Genomic DNA, 26903 nt, shown 5'->3' on the forward strand with positions numbered 1-26903 from the left:
GCAGGACAATTCCTGACATCCGGAGCCTTTGCCATGTCTTTCACGCTCGCCATCGTAGGGCGGCCCAATGTGGGCAAATCCACGCTGTTCAACCGTCTGGTGGGCAAGCGTCTTGCCCTTGTGGATGACCAGCCGGGCGTTACACGCGATTTGCGCGAGGGGGCGGCGCGGCTGGCGGATCTGCGGTTTACGGTGATTGATACCGCAGGGCTTGAAGATGTGACCGATGACAGCCTGCAGGGGCGGATGCGCCGTTTGACAGAGCGCGCGGTTGATATGGCGGACATCTGCCTCTTCATGGTGGATGCGCGGGTTGGCATCACGCCCACTGATCTGGTGTTCGCTGATATTCTGCGCAAACGCGCGGGGCATGTCGTTCTGGCGGCCAACAAGGCCGAAGGGGCGGCTGCGGATGCCGGTGTGATCGAGGCCTATAGTCTCGGTCTGGGGGAGCCGATCCGCCTGTCTGCGGAACATGGGGAGGGGTTGAACGACCTTTATACCCATCTGATGCCGCTGGCGGATGCCTATGCCGAACGCGCCGCCGAAGACGCACCCGAAACAGATGTCGCGCTGGATGAGGACAGCGGTGACATGGAGGCGGCGCTCCGCATGCCAACGGCCAACAAGCCGTTGCAGGTCGCGGTTGTCGGGCGGCCCAATGCGGGCAAATCCACGCTGGTCAACCAGATCCTTGGCGAAGACCGATTGCTCACCGGGCCCGAAGCAGGGATCACGCGCGATGCCATTTCGCTGCGCACGGATTGGGTCGGGCCGGAGGGGGATGTTATCCCCATGCGGATCTTCGACACGGCAGGCATGCGCAAAAAGGCCAAGGTGCAGGAAAAGCTGGAAAAACTGTCGGTCGGTGACGGATTGCGGGCGGTGAAATTCGCCGAAGTGGTCGTCGTGCTGCTGGATGCTGCGATCCCCTTTGAACAGCAGGATTTGCGCATCGCCGATCTGGCCGAGCGTGAGGGGCGCGCGGTCGTCGTTGCGGTCAACAAATGGGACATCGAGGAAAACAAACAGGCCAAGTTGAATGAGTTGCGTGAGAGCTTTGAGCGGCTTTTGCCGCAGTTGCGCGGCGCCCCTTTGGTCACGGTCTCGGCGCGGACCGGGCGGGGTCTTGATCGGTTGCACAAGGCTGTTCTGCGCGCCTATGAGGTCTGGAACCGCCGCGTCACCACCGCGCAACTGAACCGCTGGCTTGCCGGCATGCTGGAGGCGCATCCACCCCCCGCGCCGCAGGGCAAACGGATCAAGCTGCGCTATATGACGCAGGCGAAAACACGCCCGCCGGGATTTGTGGTGATGTGTTCGCATCCCGATAAGGTGCCGGACAGTTACAACCGCTATCTGGTGAACGGATTGCGGCTCGACTTTGATATGCCGGGAACGCCGATCCGGTTGTGGATGCGCGGTCAGAACGATGCCAACCCCTATAAGGGGCGCAAAAAGGCGCCGCCTTCGAAACTGCGCAAACACACCGACGGGCGTCGCAAGGATTAAAGCGTCGTGCGATAAGCCTTGGTCACGTAACGCGGCCTGAAATGAATGATCTCAATGCGTTACGAGGTGACTGATGTTTCAGCTATCTCGTCAGACGTTCTAGGCGGAGGCTGCTCTGCCCGCGCGCCACGCCTTCCAGACCGGCAGCGTCAGGGCCAATGCGCCACCCCCGGCGAGCGCTGCAACGGTGGGATAGCTGGCCATGTTCTGTACGACGATTGCGACCAGCGCCCAGATGACGGCGATGCCGTAGCTTGGCGCGCGGCGCAGTTGGTTTTGCACCGCCGAGGCAATCAGCAGGGCCAGGAATATGAAGGCGAAGGCCGCGGTCTCGTCATCAAGGTATCCATAGCCCGCGGCCACCAGCCCGAGGGCGACACAGCTTGCAGCACTCAGCCAGCCCGCATAAAGCCCGACCGGCCCCAGCGCCCAGCCCCGATCATCGCGTGGTGCGCGAAACAGCGCGATCAGCGCGGGGATCAGCATGGCCCAGATCAGGATCGCGGCCCAGACCGGGCTGACGACAGCCACCGGCAACCAGATGGAGCCGACCGCCAGTGACACGCAGAGCGGCGCGCGCATGGCGTGCCATGTGGGGTCCTCGCGGCGTTTCCACAGGCCAAAGCCCATCCCCAGCAGCAACCACAGATAGATGATGCCCCAGATCGCAAAGGCATAGCCTGCGGGTTGCACCGGCGGGTCCATTTGCGGGATCGGGAACTGGTCAGCGTCAAAACCGCCAAAATCAGGCACCCAGAGGGTGGACCCCGCAAAGGTCAGGCAGAGCAGCACGGCAAGAAAGGCAATTGGTTTCGTCATGGTTGGTCCTTTGCGCGCGAAAATGCGCTGTTCAGATTAAGGCAGCGCGCGGTGGCGTAACCGGCCCCCAGCGTTTGGTCGTTAGGTCTAGAGCTTTCAAGAGGAGAAGCAAATGGCCGTGATCGCGATATTCTGTGATGGCACCTGGAGCACGCTGGAAAGCGGCGCGCAGACACATGTGGCGCGCCTCGCCGGGGACTGCGCGGAGTCGAAAACGCAAAAGATCATCTATGTTCCCGGTGTCGGCACCGGCACCGGCATGGCAAGTGCCTTGGGGCGCTGGCTTTCCAAGGTGGGGGGCGGGTTTTTCGGCTGGGGTCTGAACCGCAATATCAGGATCGCCTATCTCGCCCTCTGCAAGACCTATCAACCGGGCGACAGGATCATGATCTTTGGCTTTTCGCGCGGCGCATATACGGCGCGGTCGCTGGTCGGCATGATCCGAAAATGCGGTATCCTGTCCGACCCGACGCCGGAAAACCTGCGCTCGGCCTTTCGGCTCTACCGCTCACGCGGGGCGCGCAATGCGCCGGATGCGCCGCATGTGCGCGCGCAGCGGCGGCGGCTGTCGCCCGACTACGCAACCAGTGCGGTTGATGCCATCGAACGGGCCGATCACAGTTATCTGGTGCGCATCACGTACCTTGGGGTGTGGGATACGGTGGGTGCGCTGGGAATTCCTGCGCTGTTTCTGGGGCGTCTGGCCGCCTTTTGGAACCAGCGCCATGCGTTTCACGACACATCCCTCACGCATCTTGTGGAACAGGCCCGCCATGCGCTGGCACTGGATGAAAAACGCGCGCTTTTTGCGCCGGCCTTGTGGGATAATCTGGACGCATCGGACGCAGGGCCAGGCCTCAATCGCGGCGATCAGAGCGAGGCGCGGCGTTACCAGCAGGTCTGGTTTGCAGGTAATCACGGCATTGTCGGCGGCTCCGCCGCGCCGCAGGGGCTGGCCGCAGCCTCGCTTGCGTGGATATTCAAGGCGGCCTGCGCGGCGGGGTTGGAGGTAAAAACGGGCTATCAGATTCCGGACACGCCCATTGATGCGGTGGTAGAAGCACCGGATTTATACCGGGTGCACTGGGCCTATCGTCTGCTTCCATGGCTTGAGGCATGGCGGGCCGGACCCTGCGCGGCCACAGACCTGCATCCGACTGTCCGGCTGCGTGCGGTTTTGCTAACCGGCTATCGCCCCAGATCGCTGCGCAAGGTGATGCCACGGCTTTTTCGCAAGCCCTGACGCCGATTGCGCTTGTGAGCCATGGGGCTTGCAGGCTAGGAACTGCGCCAGTCACAGACAAGGCGCAGGTATGGCACAGCAATCCGAAGACGAAGTTCTGGCACGTGTGACCCCCTCCATGGGGCGGCGTATTCTCGGGATCGGGATGCTGGCGTTTCTGGCGGTGCTGGTGATTTATGTCGCCATCGTCTCGCCGCCCTCGCTGGGCTGGCAGGTGTTCCTGATCGCTCTGGGCACCGGATCGCTGATGATCGCCAATGCGATGCGTAAATCGACCTGCCGAACGCTTGAGTTGACGCGTACCGAGCTGCGCGACGATACAGGCACGCTTGTCGTGCGCATCGAAGACATCTCCTCCATTGACCGCGGGGCCTTTGCGTTCAAACCGTCCAACGGGTTTTTGCTGCGGCTGACAAAACCGTATGCGCGCGACTGGCGCCCGGGCCTGTGGTGGCGTTCGGCAACGCGCGTCGGCGTGGGCGGGATGACCCCGATGCGCGCGACGAAATACATGGCCGAAGTCATCGCCATCATGCTTGCAGAGCGTGAACAGCAGGACTGACGCCGTCAGCGGTGACGTTTAAACCCTTTTAACCGGCCTTCCGCTAAGGTTCTCACACTGCCTAAAAAACTGGCAATTCCACCAGTGCGGGCATAGGGTCGCGGTCATGTAGCCGTCGGCGCATGCCCGTCTTGCAGTTCAACAGGAGAACGAATGTGAATATCCCCGCCTCAGAACCAAGCTTTCGCGAAAGTGTCGACCAGATGTTCAACCGGGCGGTCAGCCTGATGGACCTGTCCCCCGGTCTGGAAGAGAAGATCCGGGTGTGCAACGCCACCTATACGGTGCGTTTTGGGGTGCGGCTGCGCGGCGAGATCAAGACCTTTACCGGCTATCGCTCGGTTCATTCGGAACATATGGAACCGGTCAAGGGCGGCATCCGGTTTTCCCTTGAGGTCAATCAGGACGAGGTTGAAGCGCTTGCAGCGCTCATGACGTATAAATGCGCGCTGGTTGAAGCGCCCTTTGGTGGTTCCAAAGGGGGGCTTTGTGTCGACCCGCGCGAGTATGAACCGCATGAGATGGAGTTGATCACCCGCCGCTTTGCCTATGAGTTGATCAAGCGTGACCTGATCAACCCCAGCCAGAACGTGCCGGCCCCTGATATGGGAACCGGTGAACGCGAAATGGCGTGGATTGCGGATCAATACAAGCGGATGAACACGACGGATATCAACGGCAACGCCTGTGTGACCGGCAAGCCGCTGAATGCAGGGGGTATTTCCGGCCGGGTGGAGGCGACGGGGCGCGGTGTGCAATACGCTCTGCGCGAGTTTTTCCGCGACGGTGAAGGGATGAAGAAAGCCGGGCTGACCGGCTCACTGGATGGCAAGCGCGTGATCGTTCAGGGGCTTGGCAATGTGGGCTATCATGCGGCCAAATTCCTGAACGAAGAAGATGGTTGCGACATCGTGGGGATCATCGAACATGATGGTGCGCTTTATAACCCCAAGGGTCTCGACGTTGACAAGATCCGTGCGTGGATTTCCAAACATGGGGGAATTGCGGGATATTCGGACCGGCATCAGGTTGCGGATGGGGTCAAGGTGCTGGAAGAGCCGTGCGATATCCTGATCCCTGCCGCGCTTGAGGGCGTGATCAACCTTGGAAATGCCAAACGCATACAGGCCCCGCTGATCATTGAGGCCGCGAATGGCCCGATCACGGCGGGGGCCGATGAAATCCTGCGCGAGCGCGGGACGGTCATCATTCCGGATATGTACGCCAATGCGGGCGGTGTCACGGTCAGCTATTTCGAGTGGGTCAAGAACCTGAGCCATATCCGGTTTGGCCGGATGCAGCGGCGTCAGGAAGAATCGCGCCACCAGCTGTTGATCAACGAGCTGGAACGCCTGTCCCGCGACAAGGAGCTGAACTGGGAACTAAGCCCGAATTTCAAAGAGAAATACCTGCGCGGCGCGGATGAATTGGAACTCGTGCGCTCCGGTCTCGATGATACGATGCGCATTGCCTATCAATCCATGGCGCAGGTCTGGCATGACCGCGATGATGTGGAGGATTTGCGCACGGCGGCCTACCTTGTGTCCATCGGCAAGGTGGCCGCAAGCTATCAAGCGAAGGGTCTGTAGGTTTTCACCTCTGGCCCATGGCCTCCATTCCATGGGCCATAGGCTGCCCCGTTTGCCGTGAAACCGGGTTTCTCGCTGCCTCGGTCCGTCGCTGAAGGGCATAGCGCTGGAGCAGGGGCGATGCCCGTGAAAACGGTTGCGGCCATTGCTATCCACGCGGTGATCCGAAACGCAAGTGAATGACACCCTGTTGATCCCTGCGCAAAGCGGCCTCAAAAAGCGACATATCGCGTCGTCTTTTGGCTGTTGTCGCGGGATTTGCATTGCTACCCTAGGCCGGCAGCATGTCCAAAACGGCTGCCGGTACAGGGGTATTGATGCGTTTTTCAAGTCTGCGGGTCCTGCGCGAAGGGCTGACGGGTAACAGGGGGTGGACGCCGCAATGGCGCGACCCGGCGCCTAAGGCGGAATATGACGCGATCATTATCGGCGGCGGCGGGCATGGGCTGTCCACCGCGTTTTATCTGGCCAAGAACCACGGCATGACCAACATCGCGGTGCTGGAAAAGGGCTATATCGGCGGGGGCAATGTCGGGCGCAACACCACGATCGTGCGCGCGAATTACTACCTTCCCGGCAATCAGGAATTCTACAGCCATTCGCTCAAACTCTGGGAGGGGCTGGAGCAGGACCTGAATTACAATGTGATGTTTTCCCAGCGTGGCATCATCAACCTGTTTCATTCCGATGGGCAGCGCGATGCTTTCGTGCGGCGCGGCAATGCGATGCATGCGCAGGGCGATGACGCGGTCCTGCTGGATCGTGAAGGGGTGCGCGCACAGCTGCCTTATCTGGATTTTGAAAACAGCCGCTTTCCGATTTACGGCGGGCTTTTGCACGCCCGTGGGGGCACTGCGCGCCATGATGCGGTTGCCTGGGGCTATGCGCGCGGTGCTGATCAAAGAGGCGTCGATCTGCTGCAGAACTGCGAAGTTACGGGCATCGACATTGAAAACGGCGCGGTGCGCGGCGTGCAAACATCGCGCGGTGTGATCCGCGCCAAAAAAGTCGCCATCGTGACGGCCGGGCGGTCCGGTCAGGTGGCCGCGATGGCCGGCATGCGGCTGCCGATCGAAAGCCATGTGTTGCAGGCCTTTGTGACGGAGGGGCTGAAGCCCTGCATTGACCATGTGATCAGCTTTGGGATGGGGCATTTCTATATCAGCCAGTCCGACAAGGGCGGGCTGGTTTTTGGCGGTGATCTTGATTTCTACGCCTCCTATGCGCAGCGCGGCAATCTGCCCATGGCCGAACATGTGATGGAGGCGGGCATGACCCTAATGCCGATGATCGGCAAGGCAAAGGTGTTGCGGTCGTGGGGGGGGATCATGGATATGACGCCCGACGGCTCGCCCATTATCGACACAACGGATACCGCCGGGCTCTTTATCAATTGCGGCTGGTGTTACGGCGGGTTCAAGGCGGTGCCCGCTTCCGGGTATGCGCTGGCGCATCTGATGGCGACGGGCGCGCCGCATGAGACAGCGGCAGGCTTTCGCCTTGATCGGTTTCGCACAGGGCGCGGATTGATGGACGAAGAGGGCACCGGTGCCCAGCACAACCTGCACTGATGAACGAGGCTGGGCGCATGCATAAGAAGGGTCGAGAAACATGAGGCTGACCTGTCCGCTGTGCGGCCCGCGTGATCGGCGGGAGTTTTATTACCAGGGAGCGGCGCGTGCCTTGGACCGTCCCGCACCGGATGCGGGGGCCGACGTTTGGGACGATTACCTGCATCTGCGCGACAACCCGGCGGGTGACACCAGAGACTTGTGGCAGCATGAGGCGGGGTGTGGTGCATGGCTGGTCGTGACGCGCAACACAGTGACCCATGACGTGACGGACGTGCGCCTCGTGCGCGATGCAGGAGCCACGTCGTGAGGGTTGCGGGCAAGGGGCTGGTCGACCGCAGCACAAGGGTGCGGTTTCAGTTCGATGGCGTCGGTCATACCGGTTTTGCCGGGGACACGGTGGCCTCCGCGCTTCTGGCCAAGGGGCAGCGGTTGATGGCGCGCTCCTTCAAATATCATCGTCCGCGCGGTGTGATGACTGCCGGGAGCGAAGAGCCAAACGCGCTGGTTACCGTGGGGCAGGGGGCGGCGCAGGACCCCAATGTGCGCGCAACCGTGCAAGAGATTTACCAGGGCCTGCAGGTGCGCAGCCAGAATGCATGGCCGTCCCTGTCCTTTGATGCGATGGCGATCAATGATTTCATCTCGCCCTTTCTGGGGGCCGGGTTTTACTACAAAACCTTCATGTGGCCGCAGGGCTTTTGGGAAAAGATCTATGAACCCGTGATCCGGCGCGCGGCAGGGCTTGGGGCGCTCAGCGGTCTGCCTGCCGATGAGTCGTATGAAAAGGCCTTTGCCTTTTGCGATCTGCTGGTGATCGGAGCCGGGCCTGCGGGTTTGATGGCGGCACTGACCGCGGGTCGGGCAGGGGCAGATGTGATCCTCGCCGATGAAGACAGCCTGCCGGGCGGACGTCTGAACGCCGAAACCCACACGGTCGAAGAGATGGCGGGCCATGCATGGGCGGCAGCGGTTGTTGCTGAACTCAGCGCCATGCCCAATGTGCGCATCATGACGCGCACGACTGTCACCGGGGCCTATGATCAGGGAACCTTTGGCGCGCTTGAGCGGTGGCCCGGTGCGCCGGTGGAGGGCCGCCCGCGCGAGACATTCTGGCGCATCGTCGCGCGCCGCTGCATTCTGGCCGCAGGTGCGCTTGAGCGGCAGATCGCCTTTGCCAACAATGATCGCCCCGGTATCATGACCGCCAGTGCCGTGCGCGCCTATCTCAACCGCTGGGGGGTTGCGGCGGGCAAACGCGTTGTGGTGTTTGGCAATAACGATGATGCGCACCGCACGGCGTTTGATTTGTCTCATGCCGGGATCGAAATTGCGGCGCTGGTGGATGCGCGGGAGGATGTAAACGTCGGCACGGCGGACTTCCCGGTAATTACAGGCGCGGTGGTCGAGGATACCAGCGGCAGGCTGGGCCTCAAAACCGTCCATGTCAGAACGCGCGGGGGTGTTCGGCATATTGATGCGGATTGCCTTGCGGTTTCGGGCGGGTGGAACCCGTCAGTGCATCTGACCTGCCACATGAATGGTCGTCCCACATGGCAGCCCGACATCGCCAGCTTTGTCCCGACGCCCGGTGCCGTGCCAGGATTGGTGGCGGTGGGGGCCTGTGCGGGTGTGTTCAGCACGGCTGGCTGTCTTGCGGCGGGTGCACAGGCCGCCGCTGAAGCCTGCACGGCGTTGGGTATGAAGGTGAAATCCACCGGTGTACCAGCGGCAGAAGAGGCGCCATATGCGATCCAGCCGCTCTGGGCGGTGCCCGGTACAGGGCGGGCGTGGCTGGATTATCAGAACGATGTGTCGGTCAAGGATATCAAACAGGCAGCGACGGAGAACTTCCGATCTGTTGAGCATATGAAACGCTATACCACGCAAGGGATGGCCACCGATCAGGGCAAGAATTCCAACGTCACCGCCCTTGCCGTTCTCGCGGATGCGACCGGGCGCGGTATCCCGGAAACGGGCACGACCACGTTCCGCCCGCCCTATAGCCCGGTGGCGATCGCGGCGATGGGGGCCGGGGGGCGCGGCATGGGTTTTGCGCCGCGCCGCCTTACGACGTCGCACGCTGCAAGCGTGGCGCGTGCAGCCCCCATGATCGAAGCGGGGCTGTGGTACAGGCCAAGCTATTTTCCCGCAGCAGGCGAGACAACTTGGCGGGATGCCTGCGATCGTGAAGTGGAGATGGTGCGCGGCCACGTGGGCATTTGCGATGTCTCGACCCTCGGCAAGATCGACATACAGGGGCCGGATGCGGGCCGCTTTCTGGATTTTGTCTATACCAACATGTTTTCCACGCTCAATGTGGGGCGCGTGCGCTATGGCCTGATGCTGCGCGAAGACGGCCACGTGATGGATGACGGGACAACCGCGCGGCTGGCAGAGACGCATTTTCTGATGACAACGACGACGGCGGCGGCGGGGCCGGTGATGCGCCACCTCGAATTCGTGCATCAAGCCCTGCGCCCCGAACTTGATGTGCGCTTTGCCTCGGTGACCGAGCAATGGGCGCAGTTTGCCGTGGCCGGTCCGAAGTCGCGCGACTTGCTGAATGCTGTGCTGTCAGAGCCAATCGACAACGCAAGCTGGCCCTTCATGTCCTGCGGGCCGGTTCGGATCGGCGATGTGGCGGCGCGGATTTTCCGGATATCTTTTTCGGGCGAGCATGCCTATGAGATTGCCGTGCCTGCGCGCTATGGTGCGAGCCTGTTTGATCTGCTGGTCAGCCGGGCGCACAAGCTGCAAGGCGGGCCCTACGGCATGGAGGCGCTCAATGCCCTGCGGATCGAGAAAGGGCATATCACCCATGCGGAAATCCACGGGGCAACGACTGCTTTTGACATCGGGTTTGAGCGGATGATCAGCGCGAAAAAAGACTGTATTGGCAAGACCATGGCCGCCCGGCCCGGTCTGGTTGGCGCGCAGCGCAGCCAGCTTGTCGGTGTCAGACCCGTCTGCCCGACAGATGAGCTGACAGCCGGCGCGCATCTTTTTGAGCGCGGCGCAGCGGCCACGCGTGCAAACGATGAAGGGTACATGACCTCTGTCGCCTATTCGCCCACCTTGGGGCACTGGATTGGTCTGGGCTTTGTGGCCGATGGTCGGGCGCGTCATGGTGACGTCATGCGCATGGTGGACGCCTTGCGTGGCCATGATCATCTGGTTGAGATCTGCGCACCGGTTTTTGTGGATCCGGATGGAGGGCACTTGCGTGGTTGAGTTGACAGCACGATCCGCATGTCTCGACATACTGCCCGTCAAGATCGGGTCCATGACCCTTGTCGAAGCCGACCTTGGCACGTTGACGTCCATTTCTCCGTTTCAGGATCAGCAGGTTGCGGTGTCGGATGCACTGACCCAGGCGTATGGTCTGGCGTTCCCGGCGCCCAACCGAACAACAGGTGAGGACAGGGCCCGTGCGATCTGGTTTGGACGCGAAACCGCCGTTCTGGTTGGTGCGCCTGTGCCGCCCGGATTGGACAAGATTGCCGCGATCACCGATCAATCAGACGCCTGGGCCTGCGTGACCCTGTCCGGCCCCGGACATACGGATGCGCTGGCGCGGCTCGTGCCGGTTGACCTGCGTCTGAAGAGCTTTGAGGTGGGCCATACAACGCGCACGCTGTTGGGTCATATGCACGCCTCCATCACCCGAACCGCGCCGGATGAGGTGCTGATCCTTGTTTTCCGGTCCATGGCGGTCACATTGGTGGATGAGTTGAAAGAAGCTATGGAAGCGGTCGCGGCGCGCGGTTAACATGCATCGCGTCATACCAAAGGAGTTTCACAATGTTGCGTCTTTCACTAGCTGTCCTTTTGGCCTGCATAGCGGTGCCTGTTCTGGCCGATGCGGAAAAAGCGGAATCCTGCGGGTTTCAGGCGCAGGTCGTTTCGGCGATCCAGCAAGCGCGTCTGGATAACGTCAAGGAACGCAACGTGGAAAAGACGATCCTTGCGTCTGATCCGGCATGGCCTGCGAATTACAGCAATGCGATTCCGCTCATCACACCATGGGTTTACGAGTTGCCAATGAAGCAGGTGCGTGACAATGACCTGAGCGAAATCTGGAACCAGAATTGCCTCGGCCAATGAAACGCACGCTTGCGTTGCCCGCAGTGTAGCGCGGGGACGCCACGGCATCTGGACTCTCTGCCCGGCTGGCCCGATACTTGAGGCATGAGCCTGCCGCCCGGATTTCTAGATGAACTGCGCACCAGATTGAGCCTGACTCAGGTGGTCGGACGCAAGGTCATGTGGGATGCGCGCAAGTCCAATCAGGGCAAGGGCGACATGTGGGCGCCGTGCCCTTTTCATCAGGAAAAAACAGCGTCTTTTCATGTAGATGACCGCAAAGGGTTTTATTACTGTTTCGGCTGTCATGCCAAGGGGGACGCGATTTCCTTCGTGTGCGAAACCGAAAATGTCGGCTTCATGGAAGCGGTCAGAATTCTTGCGCAGGAGGCCGGGATGCCCGTGCCGGAGCGGGACCTGCAAGCCCAGCAGAAAGCGGACCGCCGCACGCAATTGGCAGAGGTGATGGAACTGGCGGTCAAGTATTTCCGCCTACAGTTGAACACCGGCCTTGCGGCAGAGGCGCGCGGCTATCTGGAGCGCCGCGGCCTGAGCGCGCAGGTCTTGGAGCGCTGGGAAATAGGCTTTGCGCCGGATCAGTGGCAGGGACTTTGGGATCACCTCAAGGCAAAGAGTGTTGCGGATGATCTGATTTTGGCAGCGGGACTTGCCAAGCCATCCACCAAAGGGGGCAGGCCCTATGACACGTTTCGCGGACGGATCATGTACCCGATCCGCGATGCCCGGGGCCGGGCCATCGCCTTTGGCGGTCGGGCAATGGACCCGAATGATAACGCCAAATATCTGAATTCTCCGGAAACGGAGTTGTTTGATAAAGGCCGCAGTCTCTACAATCAGAAAGAGGCGCGGACCGCAGCCGGCAAGGGTCAGCCCCTGATCGTGGCGGAGGGGTATATGGATGTTATCGCGCTTGATGCCGCCGGGTTCACTGCCGCCGTTGCTCCGCTGGGCACCGCGATCACCGAAAACCAGCTCCAGATGCTCTGGCGGATTGCCCCCGAACCGATTGTCGCGCTCGATGGCGATACAGCGGGCTTGCGTGCCGCAATGCGGTTGATTGATCTTGCCCTTCCCTTGCTTGAGGCGGGCCGGTCCTTGCGCTTTGCGATCATGCCAGCGGGCAAGGATCCGGATGACCTGCTGCGCGAGCAGGGGGCCGGGGCGCTGCAAAAGCTGCTGGATGAGGCCCTGCCGATGGTGCAACTGTTGTGGCAGCGCGAGACCGAAGGCGGCGTTTTCGATAGCCCGGAGCGCAAGGCTGCCCTTGAAAAAGCGCTGCGTGACAAGGTTGCGCTGATCAAGGATCCCTCCATTCAAAACCATTACAAGCAGGAGTTAAAAGACCTGCAATGGCAGTTGTTTCGCCCTCAACGCCAGAAAAACAAGGGCTGGCGTAAAGGCGGGCGGCCTTGGGGCGCGTCTGTCGCGACACCGTTGCAATCGACCAAAGCCTCGGCGCTGGCGAGTGCGCAAACGATCGATGTGACGGAAAACCTGCGCGAGGCGGTTCTGCTCGCCGCATTCGCAACCTGCCCTTCGGTCATCGAAGAGTTTGAAAGTGATCTCGAGCGTATGACGTGCAGTGATCACACACATCAGGCGCTGCGGGATATTCTGTTGCGCCACATGTCGGCCACCGCAGCCGAAATGCGGGCGGTGATTTCTGAAACTCTGGGACCTGACGCCCTTGAAAACCTGCTGACACAGAGCCATGTGGCAATCGTACCCTGCATCCGCCGGCCCGGTGATGTGGAAAAAACCCGCATGACCGTCGCGGAAGAATTCGCAAAGCTCAGTGCAACCCGTGGCCTGAACGCGGAAATCGAGGAGGCGTCGGAAGACATGAGCGGTCTGGCGGATGAAGGGTTGACGTGGCGGCTGTCGCAGGCGGCCAAAGCGGCTGAAAATGCGCGCAAGAGTGTTCATGAGGACCGGGCAGAATACGAAACTGGGGCAAATGGGGCGCGAATCAGTCGGGATGAAAGAAATACTCTGGACGCCCTGCTGGAGGCGATTAAGTCGCAAAAACCGCATGGTTAACCATATTTGAAGAGTAAAGCGTGAAATAGTATTGCTTAACGGGTGGTCGAATCACCCAAAACGCTAGATGATTCCCCTGTGATTCGGGCAAGCGAATCAACCTATTCTGTGAGGAGCAGCGCATGGCCGCCAAAGACACCAATGACGACGCAAAGCCAGACGATCAGGATGCGGGCCATTCGCTTGATATGAGTCAGGCGGCGGTCAAGAAGATGATCGCGGAGGCGCGCGAGAAGGGGTACATCACCTACGATCAGCTCAACACCGTGCTGCCCCCTGATCAGGTGAATTCCGAACAGATCGAGGACGTGATGTCGATGCTTTCCGAAATGGGCATCAACATCATCGAAGACGAAGACGCCGAGGAGGAAGAGGCAAAAGGCTCGACCGAGATTGCCACGACCGAAGGCACCCGTGAAGTCACGCTCGGGTCCGGCACCAGCGAGAAGCTGGACCGCACGGATGATCCGGTTCGCATGTACCTGCGCGAGATGGGGTCGGTTGAACTGCTGAGCCGCGAGGGCGAAATTGCGATTGCCAAGCGGATCGAAGCTGGCCGGAATACAATGATTTCAGGGCTTTGCGAAAGCCCTTTGACCTTTCAGGCGATCACGATCTGGCGCGATGAACTCTTGTCTGAGGACATTCTGCTGCGCGATGTGATTGACCTCGAAGCGACCTTCGGCAATCAACTGGATGAAGACGTCAGCGTCGGAGAGCCGGTGGTGGCTGCGGACGGTGCCACTGCGCCGCAAAAAGAGGAATCGTCTCCTGAGCTTGACGCGGATGGCAATCCGATTGCCAATGATGACGACGACGATGAGGACGAACAGGCCAACATGAGCCTCGCCGCGATGGAAGCGGCGTTGAAGCCGCAGGTGCTTGAAGCGCTGGATATCATCGCGAGTGACTACACAAAACTGAGCGAGATGCAGGACAGCCGCATTTCCGCGACGCTGAATGAAGACGGTAGTTTTGACGAAGGGGATGAAGCGCTCTACCAAAAGCTGCGCTCTGAAATTGTCCTGCTGGTCAACGAGTTGCACCTGCACAACAACCGTATCGAGGCTTTGATCGACCAGCTGTACGGGATCAACCGCCGCATCATGCAGATCGATTCCGCGATGGTGAAGCTGGCGGATCAGGCCCGCATCAACCGGCGTGAATTCGTCGATGAATATCGCGGATACGAGCTTGATCCGAACTGGATGGAGCGGATGACGGAAAAATCCGGGCGTGGATGGCAGATGTTCATCGAACGCTCCAGCGACAAGGTCGAGGAACTGCGCGCTGATATGGCACAGGTTGGCCAATACGTGGGTCTCGATATTTCGGAATTCCGCCGGATCGTGCAGCAGGTGCAAAAGGGCGAGAAGGAAGCGCGTCAGGCCAAGAAGGAAATGGTAGAGGCGAACCTGCGTCTGGTTATTTCCATTGCCAAGAAATACACCAACCGCGGCCTGCAATTCCTTGATCTCATTCAGGAAGGCAACATCGGCCTGATGAAGGCCGTTGACAAGTTTGAATACCGCCGGGGGTATAAATTCTCGACCTATGCCACGTGGTGGATCCGTCAGGCGATCACACGCTCGATTGCGGATCAGGCGCGGACAATCCGTATTCCTGTGCACATGATCGAGACGATCAACAAACTGGTGCGCACGGGCCGCCAGATGCTGCATGAGATCGGGCGTGAACCGACGCCTGAGGAACTGGCCGAGAAGCTGCAGATGCCGCTTGAGAAAGTGCGCAAGGTGATGAAGATCGCCAAGGAGCCGATTTCGCTTGAGACACCGATTGGCGATGAGGAAGACAGCCAGCTTGGCGATTTCATCGAGGACAAGAACGCCGTTCTGCCTTTGGACAGCGCCATTCAGGAAAACCTCAAGGAAACCACGACCCGCGTGCTGGCGTCCCTTACCCCGCGCGAGGAACGCGTGCTGCGCATGCGCTTTGGTATCGGTATGAACACGGACCACACGCTCGAAGAGGTCGGCCAGCAGTTCTCGGTCACACGCGAGCGTATCCGCCAGATCGAGGCGAAGGCGCTGCGCAAACTCAAGCACCCCAGCCGGTCACGCAAGCTGCGGAGTTTCCTCGATCAGTGAGCTACGACTTACTGTATTTTTGGCGGACCATTAGATCAAAGTTACCGGATGCGTACGCTGTTATGCACATCGTGCTTGCAGCAAGTGGTATTGCCTATGTCGTATTGTTTATGTGGCTGGGGGCAATACGCTTTGTTCCAGCTGCAGATGCTGGCGACTTTGTGCGACACTTCACAGGTCTTGCATCTCTTGCTTTCTTTGCCCTTTTATGTTGGCCGCTAGTAATCCCGGGTTGGCTTGATGCATTTGGAGACCGGGTTCTTGGCGTTCTCCGGAAGCCTCCGGCGACCTACAAACGAGATGTGCCAGTTCGGCGTTCGGGATGGGTGTCGGTCATTGTGTTCATTTCTCCTCTCGTACCATGGTTCGGGTTCACTGCGCTCGCAGTGCTGTGGTTTCCAATGGCGACGGTCTTGATGGATTCGCGGACGACCAATCAAGATTTTACAATTGGAAGGCTGAATCAAGAATACAGGATGGCCGACTACATATCACTGCCCGATCGTCTTCCGTTGGGTGGTTCTGTCTACAGGGTTCCTCATAATATCTGGCAACATGCAAAACCCGGTGACACAATCCGCCTGCATGGCACCGGCAACCGCTGGGGAGTCTTCTACGATGAGATCGAACTGATCAAACAGCAATGACATAGTTCGCCGTTATCAGTCTTTTCCCTGCACCGCCGCCGCGTTAAGCTTGGGCAAAGCCAAAAGGGGAGCGCGCATGTCATTTCTCAAAAAACTATTCGGAGGTAGCGGTGGCGGTGGGTCTGAGGCCAAAGCCCCGACTGAAACCCATGAGGGCTTTCTGATCACGGCCACACCAATGGCCGAAGGCCCGTCCTATCGGATCTGCGCGATCATCGAAAAAGAAATCGACGGTGAAACACGCAGCCACAAGTTGATCCGCTCGGATATGGTGCAAGGGCTGGAAGACGCACAGGCTGCCAGTTTTCGCAAGGCGAAACAAGTCATTGACGAGCAGGGAGATCGAATTTTCCGTTCCTGAAGGGCTGCAAATGTCTGGTATTTGCAAGGCGAGCCTGTAAGCTAAATGCAGGAATTGAAACGGGTTGGATCATGATGCCCCGGGCTTTGATCACTGCGCTATGCTGTGTTGCTTTGGCATTGCCGGCTGCGGCGCAACCATACCGCGCGGTGAATTGGCTGTATGTTGTCCCGATCAGCCAAGACAGCTTTGAGGTTCTGGATGACCGGTGGTCCAGCGCAAAGGATTTCTGGTGCGCGGCGGCGGATTACGCCCGCGCATCGGGTCTCGATGGGGTGCGTAAGCGGCTGTATATCGTTGATCCGCTGGGTGCTTCAAAAACAACGGACGGTGTCAAAGGCGTGGTGTTTACGGTCACCCCGGATGATGCGATGAAAAACACGCCCTCTTCCTACTCGGTCTCGGTGAAACGACGCAACGAGAACCTTGCAATCGGTCACGCGTATAACTTTTGCGATAACCTGCTGGAAGAAGTATTCGGCGGATTTTGAGCAGCGCCTTTTGAGGGAACGCAGGGGACATGAATGATGCAAAGACAGTTTGAATGTCACACAGGCGGGCCCGGGCTTTACGACTTGACCGACCAGATCGCACCTTGGGTCCGGCAATTCGGTGATGGTCTGTTAACGCTGCTGGTGCAGCACACGTCCGCATCGCTTTTGATCCAGGAAAATGCCGATCCGGATGTGCAAACCGATTTGCAGGCGTTTTTCAATCGTCTGGTGCCGCCTGCGGACGACCCAAGAATGTCCTATCTGAGCCATACGTTGGAAGGTCCGGACGATATGCCTGCGCATATCAAGGCGGCGATCCTGCCGGTGAGCCTGTCCATTCCGGTCGCGGCGGGGCAGCTTCAATTGGGCACATGGCAGGGGATTTATCTTGTGGAGCATCGCCGCCGCCCGCACCGCAGGCGGGTGGCCGCGCACTTTAATGCTGACCGATAAGACACGGTTTTTGCCACAACATGTGGGATGATAATTCGCCTCTACCCAAAACTTAGGCGTTCGCCTATACTTGTGGATAAGTGGGGCGGCGATCCCACAACAAGAGGCAGAGACTGGAATAAGGGGGACGGCCGATGCGCTGCCCGTTTTGCGGAAATATTGACACTCAGGTTAAAGACAGCCGTCCGGCGGAGGACCATGTCTCCATCAGGCGACGCCGGTTTTGCCCGGCCTGTGGGGGGCGGTTTACGACCTATGAACGTGTGCAGCTGCGCGATCTGGTTGTGATCAAATCCACCGGCAAACGAGAAGATTTTGATCGCGACAAGCTGGAGCGCTCCATCCGCATATCCATGCAGAAACGACCCATTGATCCCGAACGGATCGACCAGATGATATCGGGCATTGTGCGCCGGTTGGAAAGCATGGGCGAAACCGACATCGGCTCCAAACAGATCGGTGAGATCGTGATGGAAGCGCTCGCGCGGATCGACACCGTTGCCTATGTGCGTTTTGCCAGTGTGTACAAGAACTTTCAGGCCGCAGATGATTTTGACAAGTTTGTCAGTGAATTGCGCCCGGACGTTCCCGGCGACGAGTGACCGAGGCGTCCCGCTACATGGCGCTGGCCCTGTCGTTGGGGCGGCGGGGCTTTGGTCGTGTATGGCCGAACCCGGCCGTGGGCTGCGTGATTGTCAAAGACGGCCGGATTATCGGGCGCGGCTGGACCCAACCGGGGGGCCGTCCGCATGCTGAGACGCAGGCGCTGGCGCAAGCCGCGGCGCAGGCGCGCGGTGCTGACGTCTATGTGACGCTGGAACCTTGCGCACATCACGGCAAGACCCCACCCTGCGCAGAGGCATTGGTCAGGGCGGGCGTTGCGCGGGTTTTCGCGGCCACCGGGGACCCGGATCCGAGGGTGCATGGTGCAGGTTTTCGCGCCTTGGAGCAGGCGGGCATTCATGTTCAGTCAGGCATTTTGGAAGCGCAGGCGCGCCGGGACAACGCGGGGTTTTTTGCGCGCGTGGAACTGGATCGCCCTTTCATGACGCTCAAGCTTGCGGGCAGTTTTGACGGGCGCATTGCAACCGGCACAGGCGAGAGCAAGTGGATCACGGGCCCGCAGGCACGCCGCGTGGTGCATGCATTGCGCGCGCGGCATGATGCGGTGATGGTGGGCGCGGGTACGGCGCGCAAGGATGACCCGGCGCTGACCGTCCGGGACCTTGGCACCGCGTGGCAGCCTGCGCGCGTTGTGATCAGTCGCAGGCTTGATGTGCCGCTGATGGGGGTCTTGGCCCGCACGGCGACCGAGGTGCCGGTGATCTTATGTCATGGCAAGGACGCTGACCCGCAGTTGATCCGAACCTGGCAGGATTTGGGGGCTGTCCTGCTGCCCTGCGCGGCGCGGGGTGGGCAATTGGACCCTGCGGATGTGATGCGCCAACTGGCGGGGCATGGTCTGACGCGGATCTTTTGCGAGGGGGGCAGCGCCTTGGCGGCGTCTTTGTTCGAGGCCGACCTTGTGGATGAGTTGATCGGCTTCACCGCAGGTCTGGCGATCGGGGCGGAGGGGTTGCCGTCGATCGGCGCCTTGGGGCTGAGCAAATTGTCTCGCGCACCGCGTTATGACCTGCGCAGCACGCAGACCGTCGGCCCGGACGTCATGCACATCTGGGAGCGTGCGCAGCCCTGATTGACACGCGGGGCAATGAACGCTTCTGCCACCGGTTGCACGGTGCACGAATGCCAGCCGCAAGGCCGTGACGCGCTGCGGGGGCTTGTCAGCTTTGGGTCGCGCCGCTACGTCATCACAAACACCAGCACGGCGGGGCTTTCATGTTTACGGGAATCATTACCGACATCGGCACGATCATCGACCTCAAGCAGGAGGGCGACCTGCGGGCGCGCATTCGCACGGGTTATGATACGTCCGGCATTGATATGGGGGCCTCCATCGCGTCGGATGGTGTCTGCCTGACCGTGGTCGATCTCGGGCCGGATTGGTATGATGTGCAGATCAGCGCCGAGACCGTGAGCAAGACGAACCTCACCCAGTGGGCCGTCGGCGGTCGCGTCAACCTCGAACGCGCGTTGCGTGTGGGCGATGAGTTGGGCGGCCATATCGTGTCCGGGCATGTGGACGGTGTCGCCGAGGTCATCGCGGTCACGGAGGAGGGCGACAGCACGCGGGTGACACTGCGCGCCCCTGAGGCACTGGCACGGTTCATCGCGCCCAAAGGGTCGGTGGCCCTCAACGGGACCTCTCTGACGGTGAACGAGGTCGACGGCAGGGACTTCGGGATCAACTTCATTCCCCATACGAAAGAAGTCACAACATGGGGCGGTGTGCGCGTTGGGGATGCGGTGAACCTTGAGATTGACACGCTGGCCCGTTACGTCGCGCGTCTTGCGGAAATGCCTGCGCATTGAACCGGGGGCGGCTGGTCAAGCCTTGCCGCTTGGTCTATGAGCCTGTCCCAGACAAAGAGGCGTGCATGCTATGACATTTGAAACATCCGGCCCAGTTGAGCGTGAGCTGCGCGACAGCATCTCACCCATCGAAGCGATCATCGAGGATGCCCGTCACGGTCGGATGTTCATTCTGGTCGATCATGAAGATCGCGAGAATGAAGGCGACCTCGTGATCCCCGCACAATTTGCCGACGCGCAGGCGATCAACTTCATGGCCACCCATGGCCGTGGGCTCATCTGCCTGCCCATGACCTCGGAGCGCATCGAAACGCTGGGTCTGCCGATGATGGCGGTCAACAATTCGTCGCGCCATGAGACGGCCTTCACCGTGTCGATCGAGGCGCGCGAAGGGGTGAGCACCGGCATATCCGCCCCTGACAGGGCGCTGACGGTCGCCATCGCCATTGATGAGGACAAGGGGCAGGCGGATATCGCCACGCCGGGGCATATCTTCCCGCTGCGCGCGCGCACGGGTGGCGTACTGGCGCGGGCCGGGCATACCGAAGCCGCAGTTGATATCAGCCGCTTGGCCGGGCTGCATCCCTCGGGCGTGATTTGCGAAATCATGAAACCGGATGGTGAAATGGCGCGTCTGCCGGATCTTGTGAGTTTTGCGCAGGAACACGGCCTGAAGATCGGCACGATCAGCGATCTGATTGCCTATCGCCACAAACACGACAATCTGCTGCGCCAGCGGGACGAGCGGATGGTCACTTCCGCCTTTGGCGGTGAGTGGTGCATGCGGATTTTCTCCGATGAGATGACCGGCACGGATCACGTCATGCTGTCCAAGGGCGATATTTCGACGCCGGAACCGGTGCTTGTGCGCACCCACGCTCTGAACGCGTTGGAAGACGTTCTGGGCCTTGGTCCAAGCCCGGCGGATGAGTTGCCTCGCGCCATGCAGATCATCGCCGAGGAAGGGCGCGGCGCGGTCCTGCTGTTTCGCGAACCGCACCCGAAACTGCGTCTGGACGGTGATGAGGACGACGGCCCGCGCACGATCAAACGCACCGGTGTGGGCGCGCAGATCATGTCGACCATGGGGCTGCACGAACTGATCCTGCTGACCGACAGCCCGCAAACGAAATACCTGGGGCTTGAAGCCTACAACCTCTCCATCGTCGGGACCCGCCCGATTACAAAGGACTGAACCATGGCCGCACATGAACAGCACCACGTCTTGCCGCGTCCGACATTCGAAAAGCCGGTGAAGATTCTGATCGTGGTCGCTCCCTATTACAAGGACATCGCCGAAAGTCTGGTGGCAGGTGCCCAAGGCGAGATTGAAGCGGCGGGCGGCACGTGGGAAGTGGCGGAAATGCCCGGCGCGCTTGAGGTGCCCACGGCGATTGCCATGGCGGACCGGCGCAGCAATTTTGACGGCTATGTGGCCTTGGGCTGCGTGATCCGTGGCGAAACGACCCATTATGAGACGGTCTGCAATGACAGCAGCCGTGCCTTGCAGCTTTTGGGGCTACAGGGGCTTTGCATCGGCAATGGCATCCTGACTGTCGAGACGCGCGCGCAGGCCGAGGCACGCGCAGAGGTTTCGGGTCAGAACAAGGGCGGCGGTGCGGCGGCTGCGGCGTTGCATCTGATCGCACTGGCGCGTAAGTGGTCCTCCGAGAGCAAGGGCATCGGCTTCAAGCCGCTGGGTCAAACGATCCGGATGGCTGGCGATACGGACGGAACTAACACAGTATGAGCGCGTTTCACGGGAACCTGTCGGGCAATCAGCGCCGCAAGATGAAATCTGCCGCGCGGCTTTATGCGGTGCAGGCGCTGTTTCAGATGGAGCATTCGGGTCAGACCATTGAAGCCGTGCGGCGCGAATTTCTCGACCATCGCTTCGGAGAGACATACGACGGGCAAGAGATGCTGGACGGCGACGTGGACCTGTTTGGAGCAGTGATCGAGGGGGCAGTGAATTATCAGGCCCCGATTGATCAGATGACCGACCGCGCCTTGGTGGCGAAATGGCCCCTGGGGCGCATCGACCCGACGCTGCGTGCCCTGTTTCGCGCCGCTGGCGCGGAATTGAATGGCAAGGACACGCCGCCCAAGGTTGTGATTTCGGAATATGTAGATGTGGCGCGGGCGTTTTTCGAGGACGGAAAAGAGCCGAAACTGGTCAACGGCGTGCTGGACCACATGGCGCGCGAGGCACGGCCCGACGCCTTTTGAGGCTTGCCGGGCGCGTCGAGCGGGCTATTTGGCGACAGGAAGGGAACGAACGTCATGCCGCGTGTTTTCAAACTGTACCTGATGAGTGCGCTGAATGGTTTTGGCATTTCGCTGGCCTTCGTGGCATTGATCCTTGTCTTTAACATCGCAAACCTGCGCCATCTCGTCGGTACATCCGATATCGGCGTTCTGGCCACGGTCGCGTTCTGGATTCTGAATGGAATCGTCTTTTCCGGCGTTCAATTTGCCTGGGCTTTGTCGCAGATGGTACGTGTTGATCCGTCTGAACTGGATGAAACCGGCCGCTAGCCGGGTCGTTTGTGGCAAAATATTAAGAAATTCTGCCTAAGGTCGCTTTTATCGCCATATCAAACGGCATCGGCACTGGACATTTTTTTTCCAAATGCCATCTTAAGATTAAAGGAGAGCAGAAATGTTTGACGCCATCATATCGTTCTTTCGATCATTGTTTGCACAGCCACAGGGGCAGGAAATTCTGATCCCCGTGCGCGTAGACCGTAAACAGGACCAACTGCGCCGCCGTTGATGTCAATCTGCCGGGTGATGATTGCGGGTGTGACGGGCCCGCAGTAACCGTTTTGGTTTTTATTCCCGAGGACCTGTATATACAGGTGGGCGCCAGGTAACCAGGCCAGGGCCAGGACAGAGCCAGCTCCCTCGGATTTGCTTAAGGCCACTGGAATGTAACCAGTCACGAGAGAAGCAGCACCCGTCACACCTCACGACTTAGGCCGCACGGACCCCAAGAACAAGGGCAAGCGGCACATCGCGCAATATAAATGTTGCATGGTGTTCCTACTTTGTTCATATTTCAACCATGGATGCCGAAAAGACATGCTTCGTACCGCGCGGACCGCTTCTGGCGCGTGGTGTCTCACGGTTGCTTGCAAGCCATGGCATGGTCACTGTCGAAGAGCTGGTGCCGTCACGCGGATTGCGCGTGGATGTCATGGCTCTTGGCACAAAAGGCGAAATCTGGGTTGTTGAGTGTAAATCCAGCCGAACGGATTTCCTTTCGGATCACAAATGGCAGGGCTATCTGAACTGGTGCGATCGCTTCTTCTGGGCTGTGGATACGGATTTCCCGACAGAGCTTTTGCCGGATGAAACTGGCCTGATCATCGCGGACCCCTACGGTGGGGAAATCCTGCGCATGGGGCCGGAACACAAACTGGTCCCAGCGCGCCGCAAACAGCTTGTTCAGAAATTCGCGATCACCGCAGCGCGTCGGCTGCACAGTCTGCGCGACCCGGACATGCAGTTGGCCTGCTCCTGATCACGTCGCGGTTATTTCATCGCCCGCGCACGATTGGCAGCAGCCACGATTTCCTCGGCGATTTCTTCGGCGTCATCCGGCGTGAAATCCATTGGAATCTCGGCGCCTTCGGCCTCGACGTAAATGCGCACCATGCCTTTGTTTGTCGGGCCGATTTGCAGGTTCGCCTCAATGTCCCGTTCGGTGTCAATGCCCATCGCGGCCTCCTTTACGTATTGCCGCATGGCTAGCGCGTAGCGGCTTGCAACGCAAGCATCGGCCGGGTCCTCTGGGCATATGAAAGAGGTGATTCTCAGAGAAATCGGAGCGCAGGACCGTGATTGGCTGGTGGATAAACACCGCGCAATCTATGCGCAAACGGATGGGTTTGACGACAGTTTTGGTGATCTGGTCGCGGATGTGCTGGATGACTTTCTCTTGCGCCACGATCCGAAAGACGAATGCGGCTGGATCGCCGAAAGCGAGGGCGCGCGGCTCGGGTCGATATTCTGCGTGCGTCTGGATGAGTGCACCGCGCAACTGCGCCTGTTCCTGCTGCTTCCCGAGGCGCGTGGCAAGGGGCTGGGCCGACGCATGCTGCGCCATTGCATGCGGTTCGCCCAAAAACGTGGATACTCGGGCATGCGGCTTTGGACCCATCAAAGCCACGAAGCCGCCTGCGCCCTCTATAAAGCGCAGGGGTGGCAGTGCATCGAGACCAAACCGACGCGATCCTTCGGGCAGGATTTGATCGTCGAGAGTTACATCTACGCCTTTTAACCCTCTTGCAATTCGCAGGCGTGGCGGCTAAATCCAGCGCAGTGCCGCCTTAGCTCAGTTGGTTAGAGCGCCTGATTGTGGATCAGGAGGTCCCCCGTTCAAGCCGGGGAGGTGGTACCACCCCCCCTACAACGTCGTCGCTGCAGCCGGGTTCGGATAGGGCAAGCGCACCGCGTGATCTTGCGTAAAGCCGGGTGAAGTGTATTCCTTCGGGATATGACGTTCATCGGACCAAACCTCGCGCTGGCCAGCCACGCCGCATTGCGGTTACGCCATCAGGCTTCCGCAGAGGTCGTGAAGCAAATCGCGGATAATCTGGATATGCCGGACCCTCTGACGGCCAAACGCACGGAAAAGATCACGACGCATCAGGAAGCGGCCTTTGTTGAGCAGGCAAGCCGGGCTTTGCGCGACATTGATTTCGGGTTTTCATGCGGTCTGACCTATGCCACCGCCGGAACCTTGCCCGCCTATCTTGCCGAGCACGCCAGTACCTTGCGCGAAGGGTTGAACCTCGCAATAGATCATTTGCACACCGTCAGACCGGGGATGGATTTCGTGCTGGATGAAAGCGGAAACGCGGCAAATCTGAGGCTGGTGCTGTCTGATACCAAGCTGCTGGAGTTTCCCCGGCACACGGAGATGATCTATGCCGGTGTCACGGCGCAGGTCCGTGCCTTCACCAAGCGCGCCTTTTATCCGGATGCAATCAGCTTTTCCTATCACAGGCCGCCCATCGGGGCCGAAGTGCGCGCGCGGATGGGGTGCGCGGTCGCGTTTGGCGCAGAGCAGATCGAGATGTCGATGAGCCCTGCGATCCTTGATGCCTGCATGGTTTCCAGCGACGAAGTGCTGCTTGGCCTGCTGCTTGACCAAGCGAAGGCCATCGAGGCGAAAGTGTCTCACGCGCAGGCGAGCACGGCAGAGAAGGTCGAAGTCTTGATCGAGGCGGGGCTGGCACATGAAGTGCCCAAAATCAGCGATATCGCGCATGCGCTTGGCCTGTCCCAACGCACTCTGGCGCGTCGGCTCAACGAAGCGGAAACGAGCTATTCCGGCATCTTGAACCATGTTCGCCTGCGGGTGGCCGCGCGTGAGTTGCGCGAAAGCAAAAACCAGATCGGCGAGATCAGCTGGCGGCTCGGCTATGGCTCGACGGCGTCCTTCTCCACGGCATTCAAGCGCGAAACCGGCCTGTCCCCCAGAGAATACCGCCAAATGAACACCTGAGCGGCGGGCATCAGTCGATGGTCACTGTCTGCTTGAGCGTGCCCGTGATCCGGTCATAAATCAGGATGCGGTTGTCGTCCGTGACAACGGCGTACCAGTCAGGCCCTTGGGTGAAAGATACCGCCTGCGCACCATCCGGCAGCGACAGGCTCTGGGGTAAAACCGGGGGCACGTCATAGAAGCGGATGACAATCAGCGCGACGATGAGTAGAACGCCTGCAATCATCGTGGCGGTCAGCACTGTCACCAAACGCCGCAAAAACTTGAGGTTTGCGGGTTCTTCAGGCTCCCTGTCGGGGGTGAGTTCAGGGGTATTCATGTCTGTGCGTCAAATCCAATTCGTGATCGACGAAGCGCCGCCACCTCGTCTTGATAAAGCGCTGGCGCGCGATGTGCCAGTGGAGGCGGCACTTTCACGGACAAGACTTGCGCGTCTGATCGACGAGGGCGGCGTTCTTGTGGATGGTGTCGTGCAGTCCAATGCCAAAGCGCGCGTCGCGGCGGGCGCGCAGATCACGATCCAGGTGCAGCAGGCGCAGGACAGCCACATCCTGCCCGAAGACATCGCCCTTGACGTCATACATGAGGACAGCGATCTGATCGTGGTGAACAAACCCGCTGGCATGGTCGTGCACCCCGCACCCGGCACCCCGTCTGGCACGCTGGTGAATGCGCTGCTGTCCCATTGCGGGGCCGATTTATCCGGGGTCGGTGGACTCAAACGTCCGGGCATCGTGCACCGGATCGACAAGGACACCAGTGGTTTGCTGGTGGTCGCGAAATCCGATGCCGCCCACCACGGGCTGGCGGCGCAGTTTCAGGCCCATACGGTCGAACGCTATTACAACTGCCTCGTTTATGGTGCTCCTGATGCGAATGATCCACGCCTGCGCGGGGTGAAGGGCGCGCGGTTCGAGGCGGGTAACATCCTGAAACTGACCACGCAACTGGCGCGCCACAAGACCGACAGGCAGCGACAGGCGGTTCTGTTTCAGGGCGGGCGGCACGCGGTCACGCGCGCACGCAGCCTCGAACGGTTCGGCACGCCGCCTGTGCTGACCCTGATGGAATGCTGGTTGGAAACCGGGCGTACGCATCAGATCCGGGTGCATATGGCCCATGCAGGGCATGCGTTGGTGGGCGATCCGACCTATGGCGGAAAGCGTAAATTGCCCGCCAAATCGCTGCCCGAAACGGCACTTGAGGCAGTGAAATGTTTCAATCGGCAAGCGCTGCATGCGGCTGTTTTGGGATTTGAGCACCCTGTCACGGGGGAACATCTGCGGTTTGAAGCACCTTTGCCACAGGATATGGCCCAATTGCTGAACACCCTGCGCGGTCAGTAACATGAAAAGCAAACCCGCGTGAACGCGGCCTTTGCCAAGTGTTAACGGGCGGCTTTTATGGATATGTTCAGACAAGCGGGGCGTCTGTGCGTCTTGCGTTAAC

29 protein-coding genes and 1 tRNA gene are annotated in these 26903 nt (G+C 60.0%); 27 read left to right on the forward strand and 3 right to left on the reverse strand.

The window, feature by feature from the left end:
• Window positions 1-33: 33 nt before the first annotated feature.
• Entirely contained in the window at window positions 34-1512 is a 1479-nt protein-coding gene (gene der / locus RD1_RS08220; protein ID WP_011568020.1) for a ribosome biogenesis GTPase Der, read from the forward strand.
• A gap of 99 nt (window positions 1513-1611) precedes the next feature.
• Here the strand turns inward: der and RD1_RS08225 are convergent, their stop codons facing one another.
• Window positions 1612-2331: a tryptophan-rich sensory protein gene (locus RD1_RS08225; protein ID WP_011568021.1), complete on the reverse strand. Its 720-nt coding sequence runs from the start codon at window positions 2329-2331 to the stop codon at window positions 1612-1614.
• A gap of 112 nt (window positions 2332-2443) precedes the next feature.
• Between RD1_RS08225 and RD1_RS08230 the strand changes: the two genes are divergently transcribed.
• The 22 genes from RD1_RS08230 (at window position 2444) to RD1_RS08335 (ending at window position 23465) form a co-directional block, all read left to right on the forward strand.
• Entirely contained in the window at window positions 2444-3574 is a 1131-nt protein-coding gene (locus tag RD1_RS08230) for a DUF2235 domain-containing protein (RefSeq protein WP_011568022.1), read from the forward strand.
• A gap of 70 nt (window positions 3575-3644) precedes the next feature.
• Window positions 3645-4136, forward strand: coding sequence for a hypothetical protein (locus RD1_RS08235; protein WP_011568023.1), 492 nt, complete (start codon window positions 3645-3647; stop codon window positions 4134-4136).
• 122 nt (window positions 4137-4258) lie between these two features.
• On the forward strand, window positions 4259-5725 hold the full coding sequence (locus RD1_RS08240) for a Glu/Leu/Phe/Val family dehydrogenase (protein WP_171959999.1): 1467 nt from the start codon (window positions 4259-4261) through the stop codon (window positions 5723-5725).
• A 317-nt stretch (window positions 5726-6042) separates the two neighbouring features.
• Window positions 6043-7296: a sarcosine oxidase subunit beta family protein gene (locus tag RD1_RS08245; protein ID WP_011568025.1), complete on the forward strand. Its 1254-nt coding sequence runs from the start codon at window positions 6043-6045 to the stop codon at window positions 7294-7296.
• A gap of 40 nt (window positions 7297-7336) precedes the next feature.
• Window positions 7337-7606, forward strand: coding sequence for a sarcosine oxidase subunit delta (locus RD1_RS08250; protein ID WP_011568026.1), 270 nt, complete (start codon window positions 7337-7339; stop codon window positions 7604-7606).
• A complete protein-coding gene (locus tag RD1_RS08255) occupies window positions 7603-10530 on the forward strand; it encodes a sarcosine oxidase subunit alpha family protein (RefSeq protein ID WP_011568027.1) in 2928 nt (975 codons plus the stop codon). Before RD1_RS08250 ends, RD1_RS08255 begins: the two co-directional genes overlap by 4 nt.
• Window positions 10523-11068 (forward strand): sarcosine oxidase subunit gamma, encoded by a 546-nt coding sequence (locus RD1_RS08260; RefSeq protein WP_011568028.1) that lies wholly within the window; start codon window positions 10523-10525, stop codon window positions 11066-11068. Before RD1_RS08255 ends, RD1_RS08260 begins: the two co-directional genes overlap by 8 nt.
• A 32-nt stretch (window positions 11069-11100) precedes the next feature.
• Complete coding sequence (locus RD1_RS08265; protein WP_011568029.1) at window positions 11101-11403, forward strand: hypothetical protein; 303 nt, start codon at window positions 11101-11103, stop codon at window positions 11401-11403.
• A gap of 84 nt (window positions 11404-11487) precedes the next feature.
• On the forward strand, window positions 11488-13443 hold the full coding sequence (gene dnaG, locus RD1_RS08270; RefSeq protein ID WP_011568030.1) for a DNA primase: 1956 nt from the start codon (window positions 11488-11490) through the stop codon (window positions 13441-13443).
• A 122-nt stretch (window positions 13444-13565) separates the two neighbouring features.
• Entirely contained in the window at window positions 13566-15551 is a 1986-nt protein-coding gene (gene rpoD, locus RD1_RS08275) for an RNA polymerase sigma factor RpoD (RefSeq protein ID WP_011568031.1), read from the forward strand.
• A 62-nt stretch (window positions 15552-15613) separates the two neighbouring features.
• Entirely contained in the window at window positions 15614-16198 is a 585-nt protein-coding gene (locus RD1_RS20940) for a hypothetical protein (RefSeq protein ID WP_105880341.1), read from the forward strand.
• A 76-nt stretch (window positions 16199-16274) separates the two neighbouring features.
• Window positions 16275-16559 carry an HlyU family transcriptional regulator gene (locus RD1_RS08285; protein ID WP_011568032.1) on the forward strand — a complete coding sequence of 95 codons (285 nt, stop codon included), beginning with the start codon at window positions 16275-16277 and terminating at the stop codon, window positions 16557-16559.
• A 71-nt stretch (window positions 16560-16630) separates the two neighbouring features.
• On the forward strand, window positions 16631-17050 hold the full coding sequence (locus RD1_RS08290) for a hypothetical protein (protein WP_245897233.1): 420 nt from the start codon (window positions 16631-16633) through the stop codon (window positions 17048-17050).
• Between the two features lie 36 nt (window positions 17051-17086).
• Window positions 17087-17506: a secondary thiamine-phosphate synthase enzyme YjbQ gene (locus RD1_RS08295; protein WP_044033389.1), complete on the forward strand. Its 420-nt coding sequence runs from the start codon at window positions 17087-17089 to the stop codon at window positions 17504-17506.
• Window positions 17507-17640: 134 nt separating this feature from the next.
• Window positions 17641-18108, forward strand: coding sequence for a transcriptional regulator NrdR (gene nrdR / locus RD1_RS08300; RefSeq protein WP_011568035.1), 468 nt, complete (start codon window positions 17641-17643; stop codon window positions 18106-18108).
• 17 nt (window positions 18109-18125) lie between these two features.
• On the forward strand, window positions 18126-19202 hold the full coding sequence (gene ribD / locus RD1_RS08305; protein WP_044033390.1) for a bifunctional diaminohydroxyphosphoribosylaminopyrimidine deaminase/5-amino-6-(5-phosphoribosylamino)uracil reductase RibD: 1077 nt from the start codon (window positions 18126-18128) through the stop codon (window positions 19200-19202).
• A 143-nt stretch (window positions 19203-19345) separates the two neighbouring features.
• Entirely contained in the window at window positions 19346-19939 is a 594-nt protein-coding gene (locus RD1_RS08310) for a riboflavin synthase (RefSeq protein WP_011568037.1), read from the forward strand.
• 70 nt (window positions 19940-20009) lie between these two features.
• Window positions 20010-21134: a 3,4-dihydroxy-2-butanone-4-phosphate synthase gene (gene ribB, locus RD1_RS08315; protein WP_011568038.1), complete on the forward strand. Its 1125-nt coding sequence runs from the start codon at window positions 20010-20012 to the stop codon at window positions 21132-21134.
• 3 nt (window positions 21135-21137) lie between these two features.
• Window positions 21138-21689 carry a 6,7-dimethyl-8-ribityllumazine synthase gene (locus tag RD1_RS08320; protein ID WP_011568039.1) on the forward strand — a complete coding sequence of 184 codons (552 nt, stop codon included), beginning with the start codon at window positions 21138-21140 and terminating at the stop codon, window positions 21687-21689.
• Complete coding sequence (nusB, locus tag RD1_RS08325) at window positions 21686-22168, forward strand: transcription antitermination factor NusB (RefSeq protein WP_044033020.1); 483 nt, start codon at window positions 21686-21688, stop codon at window positions 22166-22168. The genes RD1_RS08320 and nusB overlap by 4 nt, the downstream gene beginning before the upstream one ends.
• 54 nt (window positions 22169-22222) lie before the next feature.
• Window positions 22223-22477, forward strand: a complete 255-nt coding sequence (locus tag RD1_RS08330) for a hypothetical protein (RefSeq protein WP_044033021.1) — start codon at window positions 22223-22225, stop codon at window positions 22475-22477.
• Window positions 22478-23006: 529 nt separating this feature from the next.
• On the forward strand, window positions 23007-23465 hold the full coding sequence (locus tag RD1_RS08335) for an MmcB family DNA repair protein (protein WP_011568043.1): 459 nt from the start codon (window positions 23007-23009) through the stop codon (window positions 23463-23465).
• Between the two features lie 11 nt (window positions 23466-23476).
• Here the strand turns inward: RD1_RS08335 and RD1_RS08340 are convergent, their stop codons facing one another.
• The gene (locus tag RD1_RS08340) at window positions 23477-23662 is read right to left on the reverse strand and encodes a DUF6324 family protein (protein ID WP_011568044.1); all 186 of its coding nucleotides are present in this window, start codon (window positions 23660-23662) and stop codon (window positions 23477-23479) included.
• A gap of 79 nt (window positions 23663-23741) precedes the next feature.
• Between RD1_RS08340 and RD1_RS08345 the strand changes: the two genes are divergently transcribed.
• The 3 genes from RD1_RS08345 to RD1_RS08355 all read left to right on the forward strand — a co-directional run bounded on the left by RD1_RS08345 (window position 23742) and on the right by RD1_RS08355 (window position 25454).
• A complete protein-coding gene (locus RD1_RS08345) occupies window positions 23742-24224 on the forward strand; it encodes a GNAT family N-acetyltransferase (RefSeq protein WP_011568045.1) in 483 nt (160 codons plus the stop codon).
• A gap of 43 nt (window positions 24225-24267) precedes the next feature.
• Window positions 24268-24344 (forward strand) — tRNA-His (locus tag RD1_RS08350).
• Window positions 24345-24440: 96 nt separating this feature from the next.
• Window positions 24441-25454, forward strand: a complete 1014-nt coding sequence (locus RD1_RS08355; RefSeq protein ID WP_011568046.1) for a helix-turn-helix transcriptional regulator — start codon at window positions 24441-24443, stop codon at window positions 25452-25454.
• A 10-nt stretch (window positions 25455-25464) separates the two neighbouring features.
• Here the strand turns inward: RD1_RS08355 and RD1_RS08360 are convergent, their stop codons facing one another.
• Window positions 25465-25773, reverse strand: a complete 309-nt coding sequence (locus RD1_RS08360) for a DUF6476 family protein (RefSeq protein WP_011568047.1) — start codon at window positions 25771-25773, stop codon at window positions 25465-25467.
• On the opposite strand from RD1_RS08360, the gene RD1_RS08365 reads away from it, so the two are divergent.
• Window positions 25772-26800, forward strand: coding sequence for an RluA family pseudouridine synthase (locus tag RD1_RS08365; RefSeq protein WP_011568048.1), 1029 nt, complete (start codon window positions 25772-25774; stop codon window positions 26798-26800). The two genes, RD1_RS08360 and RD1_RS08365, sit on opposite strands and share 2 nt — an antisense overlap.
• Window positions 26801-26903 lie beyond the last annotated feature (103 nt).

The sequence above is a fragment of the Roseobacter denitrificans OCh 114 genome (genome assembly GCF_000014045.1).
GTDB lineage: Bacteria > Pseudomonadota > Alphaproteobacteria > Rhodobacterales > Rhodobacteraceae > Roseobacter > Roseobacter denitrificans.

Excerpts from the sequence above, each read along its gene's own strand:
- der (WP_011568020.1), top strand. The coding sequence starts at position 34 with ATGTCTTTCACGCTCGCCATCGTAGGGCGGCCCAATGTGGGCAAATCC.
- RD1_RS08225 (WP_011568021.1), bottom strand. The coding sequence starts at position 2,331 with ATGACGAAACCAATTGCCTTTCTTGCCGTGCTGCTCTGCCTGACCTTT.
- RD1_RS08230 (WP_011568022.1), top strand. The coding sequence starts at position 2,444 with ATGGCCGTGATCGCGATATTCTGTGATGGCACCTGGAGCACGCTGGAA.
- RD1_RS08235 (WP_011568023.1), top strand. The coding sequence starts at position 3,645 with ATGGCACAGCAATCCGAAGACGAAGTTCTGGCACGTGTGACCCCCTCC.
- RD1_RS08240 (WP_171959999.1), top strand. The coding sequence starts at position 4,259 with ATGCCCGTCTTGCAGTTCAACAGGAGAACGAATGTGAATATCCCCGCC.
- RD1_RS08245 (WP_011568025.1), top strand. The coding sequence starts at position 6,043 with ATGCGTTTTTCAAGTCTGCGGGTCCTGCGCGAAGGGCTGACGGGTAAC.
- RD1_RS08250 (WP_011568026.1), top strand. The coding sequence starts at position 7,337 with ATGAGGCTGACCTGTCCGCTGTGCGGCCCGCGTGATCGGCGGGAGTTT.
- RD1_RS08265 (WP_011568029.1), top strand. The coding sequence starts at position 11,101 with ATGTTGCGTCTTTCACTAGCTGTCCTTTTGGCCTGCATAGCGGTGCCT.
- dnaG (WP_011568030.1), top strand. The coding sequence starts at position 11,488 with ATGAGCCTGCCGCCCGGATTTCTAGATGAACTGCGCACCAGATTGAGC.
- rpoD (WP_011568031.1), top strand. The coding sequence starts at position 13,566 with ATGGCCGCCAAAGACACCAATGACGACGCAAAGCCAGACGATCAGGAT.
- RD1_RS20940 (WP_105880341.1), top strand. The coding sequence starts at position 15,614 with ATGCACATCGTGCTTGCAGCAAGTGGTATTGCCTATGTCGTATTGTTT.
- RD1_RS08285 (WP_011568032.1), top strand. The coding sequence starts at position 16,275 with ATGTCATTTCTCAAAAAACTATTCGGAGGTAGCGGTGGCGGTGGGTCT.
- RD1_RS08290 (WP_245897233.1), top strand. The coding sequence starts at position 16,631 with ATGATGCCCCGGGCTTTGATCACTGCGCTATGCTGTGTTGCTTTGGCA.
- RD1_RS08295 (WP_044033389.1), top strand. The coding sequence starts at position 17,087 with ATGCAAAGACAGTTTGAATGTCACACAGGCGGGCCCGGGCTTTACGAC.
- nrdR (WP_011568035.1), top strand. The coding sequence starts at position 17,641 with ATGCGCTGCCCGTTTTGCGGAAATATTGACACTCAGGTTAAAGACAGC.
- ribD (WP_044033390.1), top strand. The coding sequence starts at position 18,126 with ATGGCGCTGGCCCTGTCGTTGGGGCGGCGGGGCTTTGGTCGTGTATGG.
- RD1_RS08310 (WP_011568037.1), top strand. The coding sequence starts at position 19,346 with ATGTTTACGGGAATCATTACCGACATCGGCACGATCATCGACCTCAAG.
- ribB (WP_011568038.1), top strand. The coding sequence starts at position 20,010 with ATGACATTTGAAACATCCGGCCCAGTTGAGCGTGAGCTGCGCGACAGC.
- RD1_RS08320 (WP_011568039.1), top strand. The coding sequence starts at position 21,138 with ATGGCCGCACATGAACAGCACCACGTCTTGCCGCGTCCGACATTCGAA.
- nusB (WP_044033020.1), top strand. The coding sequence starts at position 21,686 with ATGAGCGCGTTTCACGGGAACCTGTCGGGCAATCAGCGCCGCAAGATG.
- RD1_RS08330 (WP_044033021.1), top strand. The coding sequence starts at position 22,223 with ATGCCGCGTGTTTTCAAACTGTACCTGATGAGTGCGCTGAATGGTTTT.
- RD1_RS08335 (WP_011568043.1), top strand. The coding sequence starts at position 23,007 with ATGGATGCCGAAAAGACATGCTTCGTACCGCGCGGACCGCTTCTGGCG.
- RD1_RS08340 (WP_011568044.1), bottom strand. The coding sequence starts at position 23,662 with ATGGGCATTGACACCGAACGGGACATTGAGGCGAACCTGCAAATCGGC.
- RD1_RS08345 (WP_011568045.1), top strand. The coding sequence starts at position 23,742 with ATGAAAGAGGTGATTCTCAGAGAAATCGGAGCGCAGGACCGTGATTGG.
- RD1_RS08355 (WP_011568046.1), top strand. The coding sequence starts at position 24,441 with ATGACGTTCATCGGACCAAACCTCGCGCTGGCCAGCCACGCCGCATTG.
- RD1_RS08365 (WP_011568048.1), top strand. The coding sequence starts at position 25,772 with ATGTCTGTGCGTCAAATCCAATTCGTGATCGACGAAGCGCCGCCACCT.
- RD1_RS08360 (WP_011568047.1), bottom strand. The coding sequence starts at position 25,773 with ATGAATACCCCTGAACTCACCCCCGACAGGGAGCCTGAAGAACCCGCA.